The sequence below is a fragment of the Pseudomonas sp. NFACC45 genome (assembly GCF_900113505.1).
GTDB classification, from domain to species: domain Bacteria; phylum Pseudomonadota; class Gammaproteobacteria; order Pseudomonadales; family Pseudomonadaceae; genus Aquipseudomonas; species Aquipseudomonas tehranensis.
On sequence record NZ_FOPO01000014.1, the window covers coordinates 134,745 to 150,614 of the forward strand.

At 59.9% G+C, this 15,870-nt stretch carries 15 protein-coding genes and 1 pseudogene; 6 read left to right on the top strand and 10 right to left on the bottom strand.

Annotation, left to right across the window (positions count from 1 at the left end):
* Positions 1 to 24 precede the first annotated feature (24 nt).
* Positions 25 to 1,647, top strand: coding sequence for an MFS transporter (locus tag BM132_RS24385; RefSeq protein WP_092402880.1), 1,623 nt, complete (start codon positions 25 to 27; stop codon positions 1,645 to 1,647).
* Positions 1,648 to 1,843: 196 nt separating this feature from the next.
* Here BM132_RS24385 and BM132_RS24390 read toward each other — a convergent pair whose 3' ends face one another.
* A complete protein-coding gene (locus BM132_RS24390) occupies positions 1,844 to 2,251 on the bottom strand; it encodes a response regulator (RefSeq protein WP_092459313.1) in 408 nt (135 codons plus the stop codon).
* 241 nt (positions 2,252 to 2,492) lie between these two features.
* Here BM132_RS24390 and BM132_RS24395 point away from each other — a divergent pair, with 241 nt between their 5' ends.
* Positions 2,493 to 4,439 (top strand): DNA topoisomerase III, encoded by a 1,947-nt coding sequence (locus BM132_RS24395; RefSeq protein ID WP_092459315.1) that lies wholly within the window; start codon positions 2,493 to 2,495, stop codon positions 4,437 to 4,439.
* A gap of 705 nt (positions 4,440 to 5,144) precedes the next feature.
* On the top strand, positions 5,145 to 5,474 hold the full coding sequence (locus BM132_RS24400; protein WP_092402891.1) for a hypothetical protein: 330 nt from the start codon (positions 5,145 to 5,147) through the stop codon (positions 5,472 to 5,474).
* Positions 5,475 to 5,527: 53 nt separating this feature from the next.
* Here the strand turns inward: BM132_RS24400 and glsB are convergent, their stop codons facing one another.
* Positions 5,528 to 6,436 (bottom strand): glutaminase B, encoded by a 909-nt coding sequence (glsB, locus tag BM132_RS24405; RefSeq protein ID WP_047227793.1) that lies wholly within the window; start codon positions 6,434 to 6,436, stop codon positions 5,528 to 5,530.
* Positions 6,437 to 6,715: 279 nt separating this feature from the next.
* On the opposite strand from glsB, the gene BM132_RS24410 reads away from it, so the two are divergent.
* On the top strand, positions 6,716 to 6,910 hold the full coding sequence (locus BM132_RS24410; protein ID WP_092402894.1) for a hypothetical protein: 195 nt from the start codon (positions 6,716 to 6,718) through the stop codon (positions 6,908 to 6,910).
* An 8-nt stretch (positions 6,911 to 6,918) separates the two neighbouring features.
* Here the strand turns inward: BM132_RS24410 and BM132_RS24415 are convergent, their stop codons facing one another.
* The 7 genes and pseudogenes from BM132_RS24415 to BM132_RS24445 form a co-directional block, all read right to left on the bottom strand.
* The gene (locus BM132_RS24415) at positions 6,919 to 7,938 is read right to left on the bottom strand and encodes a hypothetical protein (protein ID WP_092459317.1); all 1,020 of its coding nucleotides are present in this window, start codon (positions 7,936 to 7,938) and stop codon (positions 6,919 to 6,921) included.
* Between the two features lie 116 nt (positions 7,939 to 8,054).
* Complete coding sequence (locus tag BM132_RS24420) at positions 8,055 to 9,461, bottom strand: saccharopine dehydrogenase C-terminal domain-containing protein (protein WP_092459319.1); 1,407 nt, start codon at positions 9,459 to 9,461, stop codon at positions 8,055 to 8,057.
* A gap of 50 nt (positions 9,462 to 9,511) precedes the next feature.
* Positions 9,512 to 10,327 (bottom strand): annotated as a pseudogene (locus tag BM132_RS24425) (ZIP family metal transporter); the annotation flags it as partial.
* Between the two features lie 223 nt (positions 10,328 to 10,550).
* Positions 10,551 to 11,432 carry a manganese catalase family protein gene (locus BM132_RS24430; protein ID WP_092402900.1) on the bottom strand — a complete coding sequence of 294 codons (882 nt, stop codon included), beginning with the start codon at positions 11,430 to 11,432 and terminating at the stop codon, positions 10,551 to 10,553.
* A 332-nt stretch (positions 11,433 to 11,764) separates the two neighbouring features.
* The gene (locus BM132_RS24435; RefSeq protein ID WP_092402902.1) at positions 11,765 to 12,079 is read right to left on the bottom strand and encodes a con-10 family general stress protein; all 315 of its coding nucleotides are present in this window, start codon (positions 12,077 to 12,079) and stop codon (positions 11,765 to 11,767) included.
* Positions 12,080 to 12,370: 291 nt separating this feature from the next.
* Positions 12,371 to 12,565 carry a metallothionein gene (locus tag BM132_RS24440; RefSeq protein WP_092402904.1) on the bottom strand — a complete coding sequence of 65 codons (195 nt, stop codon included), beginning with the start codon at positions 12,563 to 12,565 and terminating at the stop codon, positions 12,371 to 12,373.
* 41 nt (positions 12,566 to 12,606) lie between these two features.
* Complete coding sequence (locus BM132_RS24445; protein ID WP_092402906.1) at positions 12,607 to 12,870, bottom strand: hypothetical protein; 264 nt, start codon at positions 12,868 to 12,870, stop codon at positions 12,607 to 12,609.
* A 191-nt stretch (positions 12,871 to 13,061) separates the two neighbouring features.
* Between BM132_RS24445 and BM132_RS24450 the strand changes: the two genes are divergently transcribed.
* Positions 13,062 to 13,889, top strand: a complete 828-nt coding sequence (locus BM132_RS24450; RefSeq protein ID WP_092459323.1) for an NAD-dependent protein deacetylase — start codon at positions 13,062 to 13,064, stop codon at positions 13,887 to 13,889.
* A 116-nt stretch (positions 13,890 to 14,005) separates the two neighbouring features.
* On the opposite strand, the gene BM132_RS24455 is transcribed toward BM132_RS24450, so the two are convergent.
* On the bottom strand, positions 14,006 to 14,908 hold the full coding sequence (locus BM132_RS24455; RefSeq protein WP_092459325.1) for a LysR family transcriptional regulator: 903 nt from the start codon (positions 14,906 to 14,908) through the stop codon (positions 14,006 to 14,008).
* Between the two features lie 249 nt (positions 14,909 to 15,157).
* On the opposite strand from BM132_RS24455, the gene BM132_RS24460 reads away from it, so the two are divergent.
* A complete protein-coding gene (locus tag BM132_RS24460) occupies positions 15,158 to 15,856 on the top strand; it encodes a CoA transferase subunit A (protein WP_092402912.1) in 699 nt (232 codons plus the stop codon).
* Positions 15,857 to 15,870: the final 14 nt, after the last annotated feature.

Here is a 15,870-nt window from a genome sequence, read left to right on the forward strand (position 1 = left end):
ACAATCACTGTGAGGGATACCCAAATGTCTGAACATGTTCAGTCCCTGGAAGCCACGCGCAGCGCCGGCACCAGCCAGGAAACCCAGAAAGTCATCTTTGCCTCGTCCTTGGGGACGGTGTTCGAGTGGTACGACTTTTTCCTCTATGGCGCTCTGGCGGCGGTCATCAGCAAGCAGTTCTTTGCCGGGGTCAACGACACCACGGCTTTCATCTTCGCCCTGATGGCGTTCGCCGCCGGCTTTATCGTGCGGCCTTTCGGCGCACTGGTATTCGGACGGCTGGGAGACATGATCGGACGCAAATACACCTTCCTGGCCACCATCATTCTCATGGGCGTGGCGACGTTCTGCGTCGGCCTGTTGCCCAACTACGCCAGCATCGGCATTGCCGCGCCCATCATCCTCGTGGTGCTGCGCATGCTCCAGGGCCTGGCCTTGGGCGGTGAGTACGGCGGCGCTGCCACCTACGTCGCCGAACACGCGCCGATGGGCAAGCGCGGTTTCCACACCAGCTGGATTCAGTCCACCGCCACCCTCGGCCTGCTGCTCTCGCTGCTGGTGGTACTGGGCTGTCGTTATTTCACGGGCGATCAGTTCGAAGTCTGGGGCTGGCGCATTCCGTTTCTGCTGTCGATCGTGTTGCTGGGCATCTCCACCTGGATTCGCCTGAGCCTGCATGAGTCGCCGTCCTTCTTGAAAATGAAAGAAGAAGGCAAGTCCAGCAAGGCGCCGATCCGAGAGTCTTTTGGCAAATGGGAAAATCTGAAGGTGGTGCTGATCGCCCTTTTCAGCATCAACGCCGGCCAAGCGGTGACCTTCTACGCCGCGCAATTCTACGTGCTGTTTTTCCTTACCCAGTTCCTGAAGATGGACCCGGCTCTGGCTAACAGTTTGCTGATCGTCAGTGTGGTGATCGGCGCGCCGTTCTTCATCTTTTTTGGCTGGCTGTCGGACAAGGTCGGACGCAAACCGGTGCTGATGATCGGTCTATTGCTGGCGACGGCGTTGTACTTCCCGATCTTCAAGACACTGGCCCACTACGCCAACCCGGCCATTGACCTGGCGAGCCGTCAGGCGCCAATCACCGTAATCGCCGATCCGGCCACGTGCACCTTCCAGTTCGACCCGGTAGGCAAGGCGCGTTTCGATAGCCCATGCGACAAGGTCAAGACCTTCCTGGTCAAGCAAGGCCTGCCCTACAGCAGTGTCGCGGCGCCAGCCGGCAGTGATGTGCAAGTCAGCATCGGCGATGTGAAACTTGACGGCTACGACGAAGCTGCCCTGCGCGGCGCAGTAACCCTGGCAGGCTACCCGCAACAGGCCGACGCCCAGCAGATCAACCGGCCGATGATCGTGGCGCTGATCGTCGCACTGATCATCATTTCAGCCATGTGCTACGGCCCACTGGCGGCGCTGATGGTCGAACTGTTTCCGACCCGCATCCGCTACACCTCCATGTCCCTGCCCTACCACATTGGCAACGGCTGGTTCGGCGGTTTCCTGCCCACTGTGTCGTTTGCCCTGGTGGTCTACACCGGGGACATTTTCTACGGGCTGTGGTACCCCGTGGTGATCACCGGGGTGAGCCTGGTGGTGGGCATGATTTGCCTGCGCGAAACCCGGAACGTGGACCTGGATAAAAACTGAGGCTAGCGAGCCCTGCACACCATTTTGTGGCGAGGGGATTTATCCCCGCCGGGGCGCGTAGCGCCCCTCTATGCCAGCGATCTCGGTATTTCAGGCCCTATTGGTAGCGTCGGCCTTAGGGTTGCTGCGCAACCCAGCGGGGATAAATCCCCTCGCCACAAAGTCCGCGCCTGACACCACTTTCAGGGTCAAGCCATCAATGCACAGAATGATCTTTGACCGTACTTTCCACCAGATCCAGCATCTGCCCCAGCGCCCAGGGCTTGGCGATGAACGAGGCGTGGTGCTTGATCCCAGCGCTTTCCGGGGTTTCGAAACCGGACATGATCAACAAGGGTATCTGTGGCCACTGGTCGCCGGTCAAATTGGCCAGGTCCGCGCCGTTCAGTTTGCCGGGCATGGTGATATCGGTGAGTAACAAGTCCACATCGTCAGCACTCTGCTTGAGGAATTCCAGCGCCGCGTCGGCGCTTTCCCGGGGCTCCACGGCAAAGCCCTCGTCCTGCAGGATCTCACACAGGAACTCCAGAATGGTCTGATCATCTTCAACGACGAGAATCAAACGCGCGGCCGCCTGTCCGTTGCCCTTTGGCATCGAATTCATGTAAGTGACTCTCCTTGACCCCATAAACGTTCTTTGCGGTTTCAACCGCTCTGCAAGTTATGAGCGATGCCCTGGCGAGAAATTCATTCTGCGTGCAAATACACCGCCAAACGTTGCGATAACCGCCCTGGAGCAACGCATCGCAACGTTTTATCTGTATATCCATACAGATAAAACTTGCTCCGACGCCCATCCATGACCATGCTACAGCCCCATGAAATCTGCTTAGGAAAAGGGCGCTATGCAGCTGTACCTGTGTGAAAAACCGTCCCAGGCCAAGGACATCGCAGCCGTACTCGGTGCCACGCGGCGCGGTGATGGTTGCTGGCTGGGCGCGAACATCACAGTCACCTGGTGCATCGGCCATCTGCTGGAAACCGCCCCGCCCGACGCCTACGATGCCCGCTACAAGCGCTGGGTACTGGCAGACCTGCCTATCGTGCCGACGCACTGGAAAATGACCGTCAAACCGAAAACCGCGAGCCAGTACAAGGCGGTCAAGCGCCTGTTGGGGGAAGCCAAGACGCTGGTCATCGCCACCGACGCCGACCGCGAGGGCGAAATGATTGCCCGGGAACTGGTGGAGCATTGCCGCTACCGTGGGCCGATCCAGCGGCTGTGGCTGTCGGCCCTGGACGAAGCGTCGATCCGCAAGGCCCTGGCAGCACTCAAGCCGGGCGCCGAAACCTTCAACCTCTACCATTCGGCCCTCGGCCGCTCCCGGGCCGACTGGCTGATCGGCATGAACATGAGCCGACTGTTCACGCTGCTGGGGCGCCAGTCCGGTTATCAGGGCGTGCTGCCGGTGGGCCGCGTGCAGACACCCACCCTGCGACTGGTGGTGGATCGCGACCGCAGCATTGCGGATTTCGTGCCGGTCGCCTATTGGGCCATCGACGTGCAACTGCGCCACGACGGCACTGTGTTCACCGCTCAGTGGCGCGCCGACCCGGATGCCTGCGACGACCAGGAACGGTGTTTGAACCAGGCCCTCGCCCGGGACGCCGCCCAAGCCATGGGCAACGCCGCCACCGCCCGGGTGATGAAAGTGCGTACCGAGCGCTTGCGCGAAGCGGCGCCGTTGCCGTTCGACCTGGGCACCCTGCAGGAAGTCTGCTCGAAGAAACTCGGCCTCGGCGCCCAGGAAACCCTGGACATTGCCCAGTCGCTCTACGAGACCTACAAGCTCATCACCTATCCGCGCAGCGATTGCGGTTTTCTGCCTTTGAGCCAGCACTGCGAAGCTCCGGCCATCCTCGCCGCCCTCGCCCAGGCCGACCCGGGTCTTGCGCCGCTGCGCGAGCACTTGCAGCCACAACGCAAATCCCGGGCCTGGAACGACGCCAAGGTCAGCGCCCACCACGGCATCATCCCTACCGCTGCGGCGAAGAACCTCGACAAGCTCGCCGGCAAGCAGCGGGCCGTCTATACGCTGATACGGGCGCGGTATCTGGCCCAGTTCCTGCCCAACTACGAATACGACCGAACCCAGGCCGACTTCGACTGCGCCGCCCAGACATTGCGGGCCGTGGGCAAGCAAATCGTCGAACCCGGCTGGAAACGCGCCCTGCCCGAAGCGCTGGCCCCGGCACGAGGCCGTGAAGCACCGGTACCACAAACCTTGCCGGCCCTGGTCGAAGGTCGCGACTGCACCGTGGACGAGGTCAAACCCAAGGACCTGTGGACCCAGCCCCCCAAGCCGTTCACCGAGGGCGACCTGATCAAGGCGATGAAGAACGTTGCCCGACTAGTGGAGGATCCGCTGCTCAAGCAAAAGCTCAAGGACACCACCGGCATCGGCACCGAAGCAACCCGGGCCTCGATCATCCAGGGCCTGCTCGACCGCGGTTACCTGGTGAAAAACGGCAAGGCCCTGTCCGCCACACCGGCGGCCTTCAGCCTGATCGATGCGGTGCCCCGCGCCATCGCCGACCCCGGCACCACCGCCATCTGGGAGCAGGCGCTGGACATGGTACAAAGCGGTGAGATGAGCCTGGAAGAGTTCGTGACCCGCCAGGCCGCCTGGATGAGCAAACACATCGCCCGCTGCCAGGGCATGAGCCTGACCATCAACGGCCCGGCCAGCCCTGCCGGGCGAGGCGCAACGCCGTGGAAGAACAAGCGCAAGCCGGCCAAGCGCAAGGCCGGCGGTACACCGCGCAAGACGAGCAAAGCCAAGGCGACCTGAGCGTGGCGAGAATCTCCCTGTGGCGAGGGAATTTAGCGAAACGTCGCACCGCCCCGCTGGGGCGCGAAGCGGCCCTAAACCCCAACACCTCGGTGTATCAGGCAGATTGAGTCGACTCACTTGGGGCTGCTTCGCAGCCCAGCGGGGATAAATCCCCTCGCCACAACGACCGCCCTACACACCCTTTCGCCAATTTTTCATACCCAAACCATTTTGTCCGACAATATGTAGTGACCAAAAAAAATCACTACAAAACCGTTGACGCCTCCGATTTGGCCTTGCATGATGCAGACGTCTCCCCGATCGGGAGTACAGGTAAATGCTTGAGCAAGCTCGTCTGACCGCCGAGCTGTTTTTTGGATAAGGGACTGCCCACAAGGCAGATTGAAGGTGCTGACCTGGCATGACCGTCCGGTGACAAGGACGAGAAACGTCGGCGAAGATCCTCATGATGCGCGTGGTCGACCCTCGAAAGTTGACAATGCCTGAAGGTTCTTCGCTGTTTCTCTTCGTTGTAGCGCATTTGCGTAGCAGCCCTTCGATAACACTACACAACCGATGCACGACCCCGTCGACGTTTGACGGCCGGATGCTGACGGCCTGGTTTCGGTGCTAGCCATACAGCACTGGGCAGGCGCTTACCGAAAGAAGCGAAGTTTTTGCGAACCACCAGACAGATCAACCAAATGGTCAAGGGGCTTACACATGAATCTGAATAATCAACCATCTATTGATGAACTGGCTCGCATATTCGCAGCGCACAAGGACACCCTGGACAGCCATATCCTGTGGATCAGCAAGAATGGCCAAGTCCACATGGATTGCCTGTCGCCGTTCACCCAGGAAGACGAATTCGAGAAAAACCAGCAAGACCTGTGTGCCCGACTGAAGATGTACCGCCGCGGCCAAGGTTATGTTGGCAAGAAGGCCGCAGCCGACAAAGACTTCATTGGCAGCGTGCTGCAAACGCTGACTCAGGCCTGGCAGTCGATGCAAAACACCTCCAAAGTGCAGGTCATCGACCGCTTGTGCTGATCGCGCTTAAGACAAAGGCCCGTTCCTGATCAGGAACGGGCCTTTCTTGTGCGTTAGAACACTGACCAGCCGATCCGCTGACTGAGCAATTCCAGCGCCGCCATGCCCGCCAGGGAATTGCCGGCGACATTGAGTTCCGGCGACCAGACGCACACCGTAAAACGCCCCGGCACCACCGCGACAATCCCGCCGCCCACCCCACTCTTGCCCGGCAGGCCAACGCGATAGGCAAAATTGCCGGCCTCATCGTACAGCCCACTGGTGGCCATGATGGAATTGACCTGCTGGGTCTGGCGAGCACTGAGTATCTGTTCGCCGCTGTGCTTGCAGAAGCCGTCGTTGGCCAGGAAGCAGAACGCCCGAGCCAGATCGATGCAGCTCATGCGCAACGCGCAGTGACTGAAATAGCTGCGCAGCACCGCTTCCACGTCGTTATGAAAATTACCGAAGGACTGCATCAGGTAAGCCATCGCGGCATTACGGGCGCGGTGCTGGTATTCCGACTCTGCGACCTTGCCGTCCACCATGACCTGTGGATTGCCCGACAGGCGCCGTACGAAATCACGCATCGACAGGGCTGGTGCGGCAAAACGCGACTGATTGATGTCGCAGATCACCAAGGCGCCAGCGTTGATGAACGGGTTGCGCGGCCGACCGCGTTCGAATTCCAGCTGCACCAGGGAATTGAAGGGCTGGCCGGACGGCTCATGGCCCAATCGCTCCCAGATTGCCTCGCCGGAATGGCCGATGGCCTGCACCAGGCTGAAAACCTTGGAAATACTCTGCACCGAAAACGGTGTTTCAGCGTCGCCTGAGCAATACATCTCGCCGTCGTTGCCGTAGACGGCAATGCCCAACTGGTTAGCCGCAACGGTGCCAAGGGCGGGAATGTAGTCGGCCACCTTGCCCTGACCGATCAGGGGGCGAACCGCATCGAGGATTTCGTTCAACAATGCTTGCATATGCGCATGGGTCCAGTCATTCCCCGTTCGAGTGCGGGGATACAGACGCTAGACGCTGATGGGTGCGATCAGAGCACACTCAATAGACCAGCAACATCTGTTGCGAGGCGATCCGTGGGAGCAAAGCTTGCTCGCGATGAAGCTTACGCAGTCTGCCTGGAACCGAATCGCCTGCTTCGCGGGCAAGCCTTGCTCCCACACAATTCAAGAGATGTCACGGGCGCTTGTCTTCAAATCGAGGGGTCTATAGTTGAAGGGATCAATCGGCAGGAGACATCGATGCGACAGATCATGCAGAAAGAGCCTTGGTGGGCCTCGCCCCCCAGGCCCGGGCAGGATGAAAAAGAACTGGAATGGGGCTGGCTGGTGATTTACAGCGAAGGTGAGCCGCGCTTTGAATTCATCAAGGAGCGGCCCTCGGACGAACAGATCCGTCATCGCAAGGGTTGCCGCGTCACCCTTGGGGCAGAATGAACCGTCCGTCACGGTTTGATGAGCGGCAACTCCACTGCCCGATTGGCCAAGTCCGCCGCCACCAGGCTGCCTTCGATTTCCTCAGCCAGATAGTACACCGGTGCCATCACCCCGCTGAGGGGATGCTTGAGCGACTGGAACCAGGCCTCGTCGAACGCGGCGCTCAGGCTCTTGCGGATTTGTGTTTCCATTTCCGGGCGCTCGCCCTCATGAATGATCGCGCGAATCCCCGCCACGCCAACTGAAATCAACGCCCCCGCCGCTTTCCCGGCCACGGCTGCGGCCGCACCGGCCGCACCTCGCGTGGCGAATTGCGCTTCGATCTTTTCACTGGTGCGTTGTGCCACCGTAGCGATGACCGCATCCGATGGCCCCGAACCTGTCACGGCGGCCTTGTTGACGTGGTCGATCAACGCGGCGTACGCCGGCAATGTATTGAGTGGCTCGGTATATGCCATCTCATACAACGAAGCGTTACGCGCCGCTGGCGGACCCAAGCTGACAGCGGGAATGCCGTGCAGGCGCCGATTCATCAGCTCCGGCGGGATTCGGTGCTGCCGGGCAATCACTTGGATCTGTTGATTGAGCAGGCGTACGTAATAGCCTGTCGCGTTGGCCCTGATCGCCTCGGGGTCGATTTCCACCGCCACAGGTGCCAGCACCTGCTCGCGGTACTGCTCTTGCAGATAAACCGCCAGGCGCCTGGCCGCCGAGTCCTCTTCGCCTTCGGCACTGGCGGCATACCAACTGACCTTCACCGCCAGCCATTCCTGGGTCCAGTAGCTGCTGAACCAGGGGATGAATTGAATCTCGGTGCGCTCGTACACGAGCCGGCGCCAATGCTCCATCGAACCGCGCGCGTAGAGCCCGGCCTGTTCGATAGCGCTTTTCGACGCGGCGACGATCTGCCGGTCAACCTGCCGCCAGATGTCCTGGGAAACCGCCACGGTGGCGACCTGCTGCTCGCGCGGCGACGTGGCGCACCCCGCCAGAACCAACAAAACGGCCAGCATGAGCGAACGCAGCACGGTTGCGCCATCCCGAGGTCAAGTCATCCACGGGGTTGAGTATAGGTCGCGAGGAACATGGGCTTGGAGGAAACACACAAAACCAATGTGGGAGCGGGCCTGTTCGCGATGGCGGGTCAAAAACGCGTGAAATGCTCGAACTGCCAATCATCCGCTGCTGCGTCTTGGGAGGACTTAGGCACCACGCCGCTCGGCCTCCAGTCGGTCTGCTTGCCCACCAGGGTGCCGAGGTAAGGCCTGGCCACTTCCAGCACACGTTCGTAGCCCATTTGCTCTGGCTCGACGATGCCGCGATCGGGGTTTTCCACCGCCCAGACAATCCCCGACAGAACCCCCGCCGCCACTTGCAAACTGGTGGCATTGTTGAAGGGCAAGAGCGCCCGGGCTTCATCGATGGTCAATACCGAGCCGAACCAGTAGGCATTGAGTTCATGCCCCATCAGTAAGACGCCCAGCGCATCGGCGCCGATGCTGTCGACTTCACCGTTGAGAATGCGTTGCTGATGCTGGCTCTGCCAGCCTCGACCGATCAACTCATGGATGGACAGCAAGGCATCGTTGCACGGGTGATAGGCGTAATGCAGCGTGGGGCGATAGATCAGTTTCTGCTGATCCTTGAGTGTCAGCAGGTCGGCGGTCGAGGCGGTTTCATGATGGGTGATCATCAGCCCCAGGCACGGCCCGCCCAACGGTGTCCAGGTCTTGACCGGCACGGTGGCGCTCGGGCGCTCGAGGTAGATGGCATTGCGGCTGCCGAAGCGATGGCGCCTGGCGGATGTCGGCCAGGTACGCTCGTGGGTGCCCCAACCCAACTCGGCCGGTTGGTGGCCCTCGCTGATCAGGCCTTCCACCGACCACGTATTGACGAACTCATCGTCCTGCTTGAGCCGGCTGGAGCGCTGGGTGTCGCGCTCGGCAAAATGAATCACCTTGATGCCTGTCTCCATGCACAGCCTGGCCCAATCCACGCCTTCGCGGTTCTGCGGCAAGCGATGGTTCAATTGCACCGCCAGTTCCACCAGGCCAGCCTTGAGCAGATGACTGATCAAGCCGGGGTTGGCACCATGGGCCACGACGGCGGTCGGGCCATTGCCCAATTTTTTGCGCAGGCCCAGCATCTGGTAGCGCAACGCGTAATTGGTGCGATGCGATAAATCCAATGAAGGGTCATCGTAGCCACCGGCCCAAGGCTCAATGCAGGTATCCAGGTACAGCGCGCCCTTGCCGAAGGCATAGGTCATCAGGGCCAGCGAACTGACTTCCACCGACAGGTTGACGATGAAGTCGCCGGGGTTGATGAGGCGGTCCAGGGTTTGAGTGAAGGTGTGTTCAGTCAGCGCTTTGCGGACAAAACAAATGCCCCGCTCCTTGAACCAGATATTTTTCTCGATCACGGGCGCGATGACCGTGATCTGATTGACCGGGAGATGATCCTGGCGCAACAACAACGGCAGCGTGGCCCGGGTAATGGAGCCAAAGCCGATGAAGATCAGATGCCCGGTAAACGTGACCCGGTGTTGCATATGCTGTCTCCCGCGCTAAACACCTTCGTGGGTGCAGTGTTCGGGGGGTGCTAACCCAGTGCCGTGTCGAGGAACATCATCACCGCAAACCCCATCATCAACCCCAGCGTGGCTGGCGTTTCGTGGCCGTTGCGGTGGGTTTCCGGAATCACTTCGTGGGACACCACGAAGATCATGGCCCCCGCCGCCAACCCCAGGCTGATGGGATACGCCACGGCCACGCCCGAGGACATGCCCAGCCCAATCACCGCGCCCAGCGGCTCCATCAGCCCCGAGCCCACCGCGATCAGCGCAGCCCGCAGCGCACTGATCCCGGTAACCCGCAGCGCCATGGCGATGGCAAGTCCTTCGGGGATGTCCTGGATCGCAATGGCAGTGGTCAGGGGCATGCCGACCCTCAGATCACCGTTAGCAAAACTGACGCCGATGGCCATGCCCTCGGGCAAATTGTGCAAGGTGATGGCGAGCACGAACAACCAGACACGGTTGATACGTTCCGATTGTGGACCGCGCCTGCCACTCACTTCATGTTCGTGGGGCACGAAACGGTCAAGGCCGATCATCAGGAGCACGCCCAGACCCAGGCCGAGCACCACGACAAACGCGGCGAGCAGTTGATTGCCCACGATACTTTGTGCCGCTTCGATACCCGGCAGGATCAGGGAAAACGAACTGGCGGCGAGCATCATGCCCGCGGCAAAACCAAGCATGATGTCCTGGGTCCGCGAGGAGATATCACGCAGCACCACCGCCATCAACGCGCCCAGGGCCGTGGCGGCGAAACCGGCGGTGCCGCCCAGAACGGCGTAGCCCAGGTTGTGCCGATCGGCCCCCACCAATGCGTTGTAACCGCTGTAGAGCAACAACGCGGCGATCACCACCAGCCCCAGCCAGAAGCTCACCCCCAGCAGCAGGTTGTTTTGCACAGGATCCAGCCAGGTACGCCAGGGCGATCGGATCCGGGAGGTGGGCTGGTCCATCGAATATCCTTACTGGTTTTGCGCCAGGTCATGTCTGATCGTTCCCGCAACGAGGGGGACGATCAAACGCGATGTTCAGGCGAAGGAGCCAGGCCCCCTCGCCGGTTTCCTACAGTTTGTCACCTTGCATCCCTGAACCCAAGTCGGCACCTGTCATGGGGTCGCTTTCCGGGTTGGACATTGTCCGCGCCTTCATGTCCATCAGCAGCGCCTCGTCTTTTTTACTCAGTTGCACACTCGCCAGACCATCACCGCCATCCACCGCCGGCGTTGGGTTCTCGACGAATTCCCACTCATCGCCCTGGTTCCATGGGCCACGCACCGTAGGCTCGCCTTGGGACATGTTGAAGTACACGTTGGTGAACTCTGGCATGCCTGGCAATTTACCTTGAGGGAAATTTGGCTGGATCGAGTGCAGGGCTTTTTCGAAGGACATCTGGTGCGCGATTTCACGGGTCATCAAAAAGCCCAGCGCTTCTTTTACCCCAGGATCATCGGTGAGATTCATCAGACGCTCATAGATGATTTTCGCCCGTGCCTCGGCGGCGATGTTGGACCGCATGTCCGCTGTCGGCTCGCCTATGGTGTCGACGTAAGCGGCTGTCCAAGGTACACCCGCCGAATTGGTCAGCGGGGAACCGGCTCCATAAAGCAGGCTGGTGATGTGAGAGTCGTTGCCGGCGCCGTTGATGTCCCGGTACAACTGGCCTTCCTTTTCCACACCCTCGGCCATTCTGCCCTTGGCGCCTTTATTGAGCATCACGATGATCGAGCCGATCACCTCCAGATGACTGAGCTCTTCGGTGGCGATGTCCATCAACAGATCCTTGCGGCCGGGATCATCCTCGGACAGGGCCTGGGTGAAGTAGCGCGACGCCGCCGCCAACTCGCCCTGGGCACCGCCAAACTGTTCAAGCAACAGGTTAGCCAGCCCTGGGTTAGGCTCGGCGACACGCACGGTGTACTGCAGTCGTTTGTTATGTAGGAACATGATAAAACTCCTCGTTCAGGACACAATTCAGGGGAACACTGCCGGGGGCAGGCCCACAGAGAATCTGAAGAAGTTAAACAGTTAAAATTTATCTTTATGTTTAATAAACGAGACGAACGGTAATCGGTAACTCGCACTCGCAGAAACGCCAGGCAACTGAACAAGTTACAGTCCCCTTACGCATGAAGATATGCATTGCCGCGATCCTGCTGTATATAAATCCGGCAGACCCCATGCGATTAACACAGGGCCCGTAACATCATTGGGTGTTCAGCGTTGCGCCCATCATCCTGGCTGTTTCCAGGGCCTTTTCGACCTGTTTCGAAAACTGACTAGCGGTCGCTGGTAACGTTGTCGCCGGATGCTTGACCGCCCTTTCGACCGGCCTCGGAGGCCCGCTCAGGGTCTTTGGCAAAATTGCCGCCCGAGGCCTGGCCACCTTTTCGGCCTGCTGCGGCTGCTCGTTCTGGGTCATTGGCGAAATTTCCGCCCGAAGCCTGCCCTCCCTTGCGCCCGGCCTCGGATGCTCGTTGCGGATTATTCGCGAAGTTACCCCCCGACGCGTGGCCGCCCTTCTTCCCGGCTTGCGATGCCTTTTCACGATCGTTAGCGAAATTGCCAGGATTCTTATTTCCTGTGTTAGCCATTTCATTCACCTCGTTAGTTGATGTTGCGAACCTGTTGGCTCGTAGTATTCGGAAAACCTGGCGCCGACAAGGTTTTAAACATATCTTGCAAACGGCGACGAACGGCTCATGCAATCCAACGCGCTGACTGTGGCGTCGAGTTGTAATGGCCTTCCAAGGAAATGACGCCCAATAATGAATTCAAGTACTCAACTTGAGCCATGCCAATCATTAGCGGACCGCAATCCCGATTTATATTCGGGATGAAATGGGATCGCTCGCCGCAAAGGTATCCTCCAGCGCGTCATCCAGTTAATTGCCGTCCACGTCTGGCCCGCCATTCTTGCCGCTGCGTTCGCAATGGCAATCCGCTGCCGGACAAGGTTCACCGTTTGGATGTTGCTCAGCGCAGGCTTGACTGCAATAGGCCTCGCCATCGTGATTGAACACCTGTTGCGGGTCCACATCGCATTGGCAATCGGGGCAACCGCACTTTAACTCGCTCATGTTCGTTCTCCTGGGTTCCGGTTTTAACGCTGTCGTCAGGATCACACCAGCAATTGAACCTCAAGGTTCGCCGCCGCAACGCCATGGTTCGCCACATAGACCTCGGCGGTCCAGCCTTTGGTCAGGTTGCGATAAGACTGAGTGCCCAAGGCCTTGCCACTGTCCCACTCCATGACGTCGCCAATATCGATGTCATTGGCTGAACCGAGCTCAAGGACTGTGTGGTTGTCTTCTTGCTCGACATACACACCGACCATTGCCCTCTGTCGATTGATGGCCCGTACTTCACCGGTGGTCTGTTTCATACGCCTCCTCTTCTCGGTGCCGACACGGCATGCAACACGACAGTTTTGAGTGCCGTACATAGAGGTGGATGTCGCGCAACCGGAGAAAGTTTGAAGAAACAACAACGCAGTGCGACGAAAGGCATTCCCACAGCCCTCTCGACGAACCACGGTGCTAACCTCAACGACTTCAGGCCAGCGGAGCGACATCTATGCCCGACGATTTTCACCGTCAACCGATCGATCAATTGCTGGAGCACATGGCCGGGCGCCGTTTCCTGGTGCTTACCGGCGCTGGCATCAGCACCCCGTCGGGCATTCCCGACTACCGGGACAGCGAAGGTGTGCGACGGGGTCGGCAACCCATGATGTACCAGGAGTTCCTCGCCAAACCCGAAGCACGGCGGCGCTACTGGGCGCGGGCGATGCTGGGCTGGCCGCGGGTTCGCCAGGCCCGGCCGAACGCCGCCCACGAGGCGTTGACGCTGTTGCAGGCACAGCAACGCATCAGCGGCCTGATCACCCAGAATGTCGACACGCTGCATGACCAGGCTGGCAGCCACGACGTGATCGAACTTCACGGAAGCCTGCATCGGGTGTTGTGCCTGGATTGCGAGCAGCGCAGTGAGCGCCAGCAGATCCAGCTGTTGATGCAAGCGCAGAATCCTTACCTGGCCGGTGTCGACGCGGTTCAGGCGCCGGATGGCGATACCCTGCTGGATGCCGCGTTCGAGGCGCGCTTCCAGGTGCCCCGCTGCCCTTATTGCGACGGCGAGCGCTTGAAACCCGACGTGGTGTTTTTCGGCGAAAACGTCGCCGCCGCCACCGCGACCCGCGCCACTGAAGCCGTTCAGGAAGCCGACGGCCTGCTGGTGGTGGGCTCCTCACTGATGGCCTGGTCGGCATTTCGCCTGTGCCGGGCGATCAAGGAACAGGGCAAGCCGCTGCTGGCGATCAACCGGGGCAAGACACGGGCCGATGAGTTGCTGGATCTGAAGCTTGAAGAGCCTTGTGAGCAACTGTTGCCACTATTGATCTGACACCATGCAATACCCCGGTGGGAGCGGGCTTGCTCGCGAAAGCAGTGTGTCAGCTACGCAGATACCGACTGATCTACCGCCTTCGCGAGCAAGCCCGCTCCCACAGGAGATTGTGGTTACTTCGGCGTCAACTGCGCACCGATATCCTGATCCCTGAGCGTATCGAACAACGCCTGCGCCGCCGCCGACAGTTCATGCCCCGGCTTGGTCAGCACACCGATGGCCCGTTCTATCACTGGATCGCTCAAAGTGATGCAGCGGGCGCCCAGCTCATGCATCTGTCCAATACACAGCGCCGGGACCGCACTGACCCCCAACCCGCTGGCGACCATCCGTCCAACCGTTGCCAACTGATGGCTCTCGAATTCCACCGGCAGTTTCATGCCGCGGCTTTGCAAATGCTCCTCCAGCATCACCCGCACGGTGGAGGGCCTTTGCAGCGTGATAAACGGCTGTTCCAGCAGCGTCTGCCACTGGATCTCACTGCGCTGCGCCAGTGGCGAGTCCAGCGGCACCACCGCGACGAAGCGGTCCAGATACAAGGGGGTAAAAGCCAGCGACGAACTCTGCATCGGCTCGAACGCGACCCCCAGTTCGACGTGTCGATCCCGAACCATTTCCAGCACCTGTTCATTGATCACATCGTTGACCGTGACGTTGACATTCGGATAACGGGCGCGAAAGGTCTTGAGGATCGGCGGCAGCAGGTTACCGGCAAAGGACGGCATCGCCGCCAATGTGACGCGCCCCCGCTGCAAGGTGAAGCGTTGGCGCATTTCATCCTCGGCATTGTCCCAGTCGGCAATCAGGCGCCGGGCCAGGGGCAGCAGCGATTCGCCTTCGGGCGTCAGCGCAACGTTACGGGTATTGCGACTGAACAGACGCCCGCCCAAGCCTTCTTCCAGAGCCTTGATGGTCAGGCTCAGGGCCGACTGGGACAGGTGCAGTCGCTCGCAGGCCACAGCGAAGCTCAGGCTTTGGGCCACGGCGAGAAAAGCGCGGATTTGCTTGAGGGTCATGGGCGTCCTGTGTCCGGTTGCGTAGGGGCTGCCGAAGGCTGCGATCTTTTGATCTTTTGCCTGGGATTCAAGTGTTTTTGGGAAGATCGCAGCCTCGTTTGCACTCGACAGCTCCTACAAAGCGCCTACAGAGGGAGGCAATTATTGAGTTTTATCAATCAATCAAATCTAAAAATCAACTTAACAAATATATGACTTGGCGCAACACTGCATTTCATTGCGACCCCATCAAGAATAAAAGAGGTGTCTATGGCAGGTTTCGACAAACGTGTGAGTAGCTACGAAGAAGCGCTGGAAGGCTTGCAAGACGGCATGACGGTGATCGCCGGCGGCTTCGGCCTCTGCGGCATCCCGGAAAACCTGATCGGCGAGATCAAGCGCAAGGGTATCCGCGACCTCACCGTGGTTTCCAATAATTGCGGCGTCGACGGCTTCGGCCTGGGCGTATTGCTGGAAGATCGGCAGATCCGCAAGGTGGTCGCATCTTACGTCGGTGAAAACGCTCTTTTCGAAAAGCAATTGCTAAGCGGCGAAATCGAAGTCGTGCTGACTCCCCAAGGCACCCTCGCCGAAAAAATGCGCGCCGGCGGCGCGGGCATTCCGGCGTTCTTCACCGCCACCGGGGTCGGCACGCCCGTGGCCGACGGCAAGGAAGTGCGTGAATTCCATGGCCGTCAGTACCTGATGGAAGAATCCATCACGGGCGACTTCGCCATCGTCAAAGGCTGGAAAGCCGACCATTTCGGCAATGTGGTCTATCGTCACACCGCCCAGAACTTCAACCCGTTGGCGGCCACGGCCGGCAAGATCACCGTGGTGGAAGTCGAAGAAATCGTTGAACCCGGCGAGCTGGACCCGACGCAGATCCATACCCCAGGCATCTACGTCGACCGGATCATTTGCGGCACGTTCGAAAAGCGTATCGAACAGCGCACCGTGCGCAAGTGACCCCGCCCCCAGCC

Bases quoted from the DNA above. Each gene is read 5' to 3' on its own strand.
- BM132_RS24385 (WP_092402880.1), top strand. From the start codon at position 25: ATGTCTGAACATGTTCAGTCCCTGGAAGCCACGCGCAGCGCCGGCACC.
- BM132_RS24390 (WP_092459313.1), bottom strand. From the start codon at position 2,251: ATGAATTCGATGCCAAAGGGCAACGGACAGGCGGCCGCGCGTTTGATT.
- BM132_RS24395 (WP_092459315.1), top strand. From the start codon at position 2,493: ATGCAGCTGTACCTGTGTGAAAAACCGTCCCAGGCCAAGGACATCGCA.
- BM132_RS24400 (WP_092402891.1), top strand. From the start codon at position 5,145: ATGAATCTGAATAATCAACCATCTATTGATGAACTGGCTCGCATATTC.
- glsB (WP_047227793.1), bottom strand. From the start codon at position 6,436: ATGCAAGCATTGTTGAACGAAATCCTCGATGCGGTTCGCCCCCTGATC.
- BM132_RS24410 (WP_092402894.1), top strand. From the start codon at position 6,716: ATGCGACAGATCATGCAGAAAGAGCCTTGGTGGGCCTCGCCCCCCAGG.
- BM132_RS24420 (WP_092459319.1), bottom strand. From the start codon at position 9,461: ATGCAACACCGGGTCACGTTTACCGGGCATCTGATCTTCATCGGCTTT.
- BM132_RS24430 (WP_092402900.1), bottom strand. From the start codon at position 11,432: ATGTTCCTACATAACAAACGACTGCAGTACACCGTGCGTGTCGCCGAG.
- BM132_RS24435 (WP_092402902.1), bottom strand. From the start codon at position 12,079: ATGGCTAACACAGGAAATAAGAATCCTGGCAATTTCGCTAACGATCGT.
- BM132_RS24440 (WP_092402904.1), bottom strand. From the start codon at position 12,565: ATGAGCGAGTTAAAGTGCGGTTGCCCCGATTGCCAATGCGATGTGGAC.
- BM132_RS24445 (WP_092402906.1), bottom strand. From the start codon at position 12,870: ATGAAACAGACCACCGGTGAAGTACGGGCCATCAATCGACAGAGGGCA.
- BM132_RS24450 (WP_092459323.1), top strand. From the start codon at position 13,062: ATGCCCGACGATTTTCACCGTCAACCGATCGATCAATTGCTGGAGCAC.
- BM132_RS24455 (WP_092459325.1), bottom strand. From the start codon at position 14,908: ATGACCCTCAAGCAAATCCGCGCTTTTCTCGCCGTGGCCCAAAGCCTG.
- BM132_RS24460 (WP_092402912.1), top strand. From the start codon at position 15,158: ATGGCAGGTTTCGACAAACGTGTGAGTAGCTACGAAGAAGCGCTGGAA.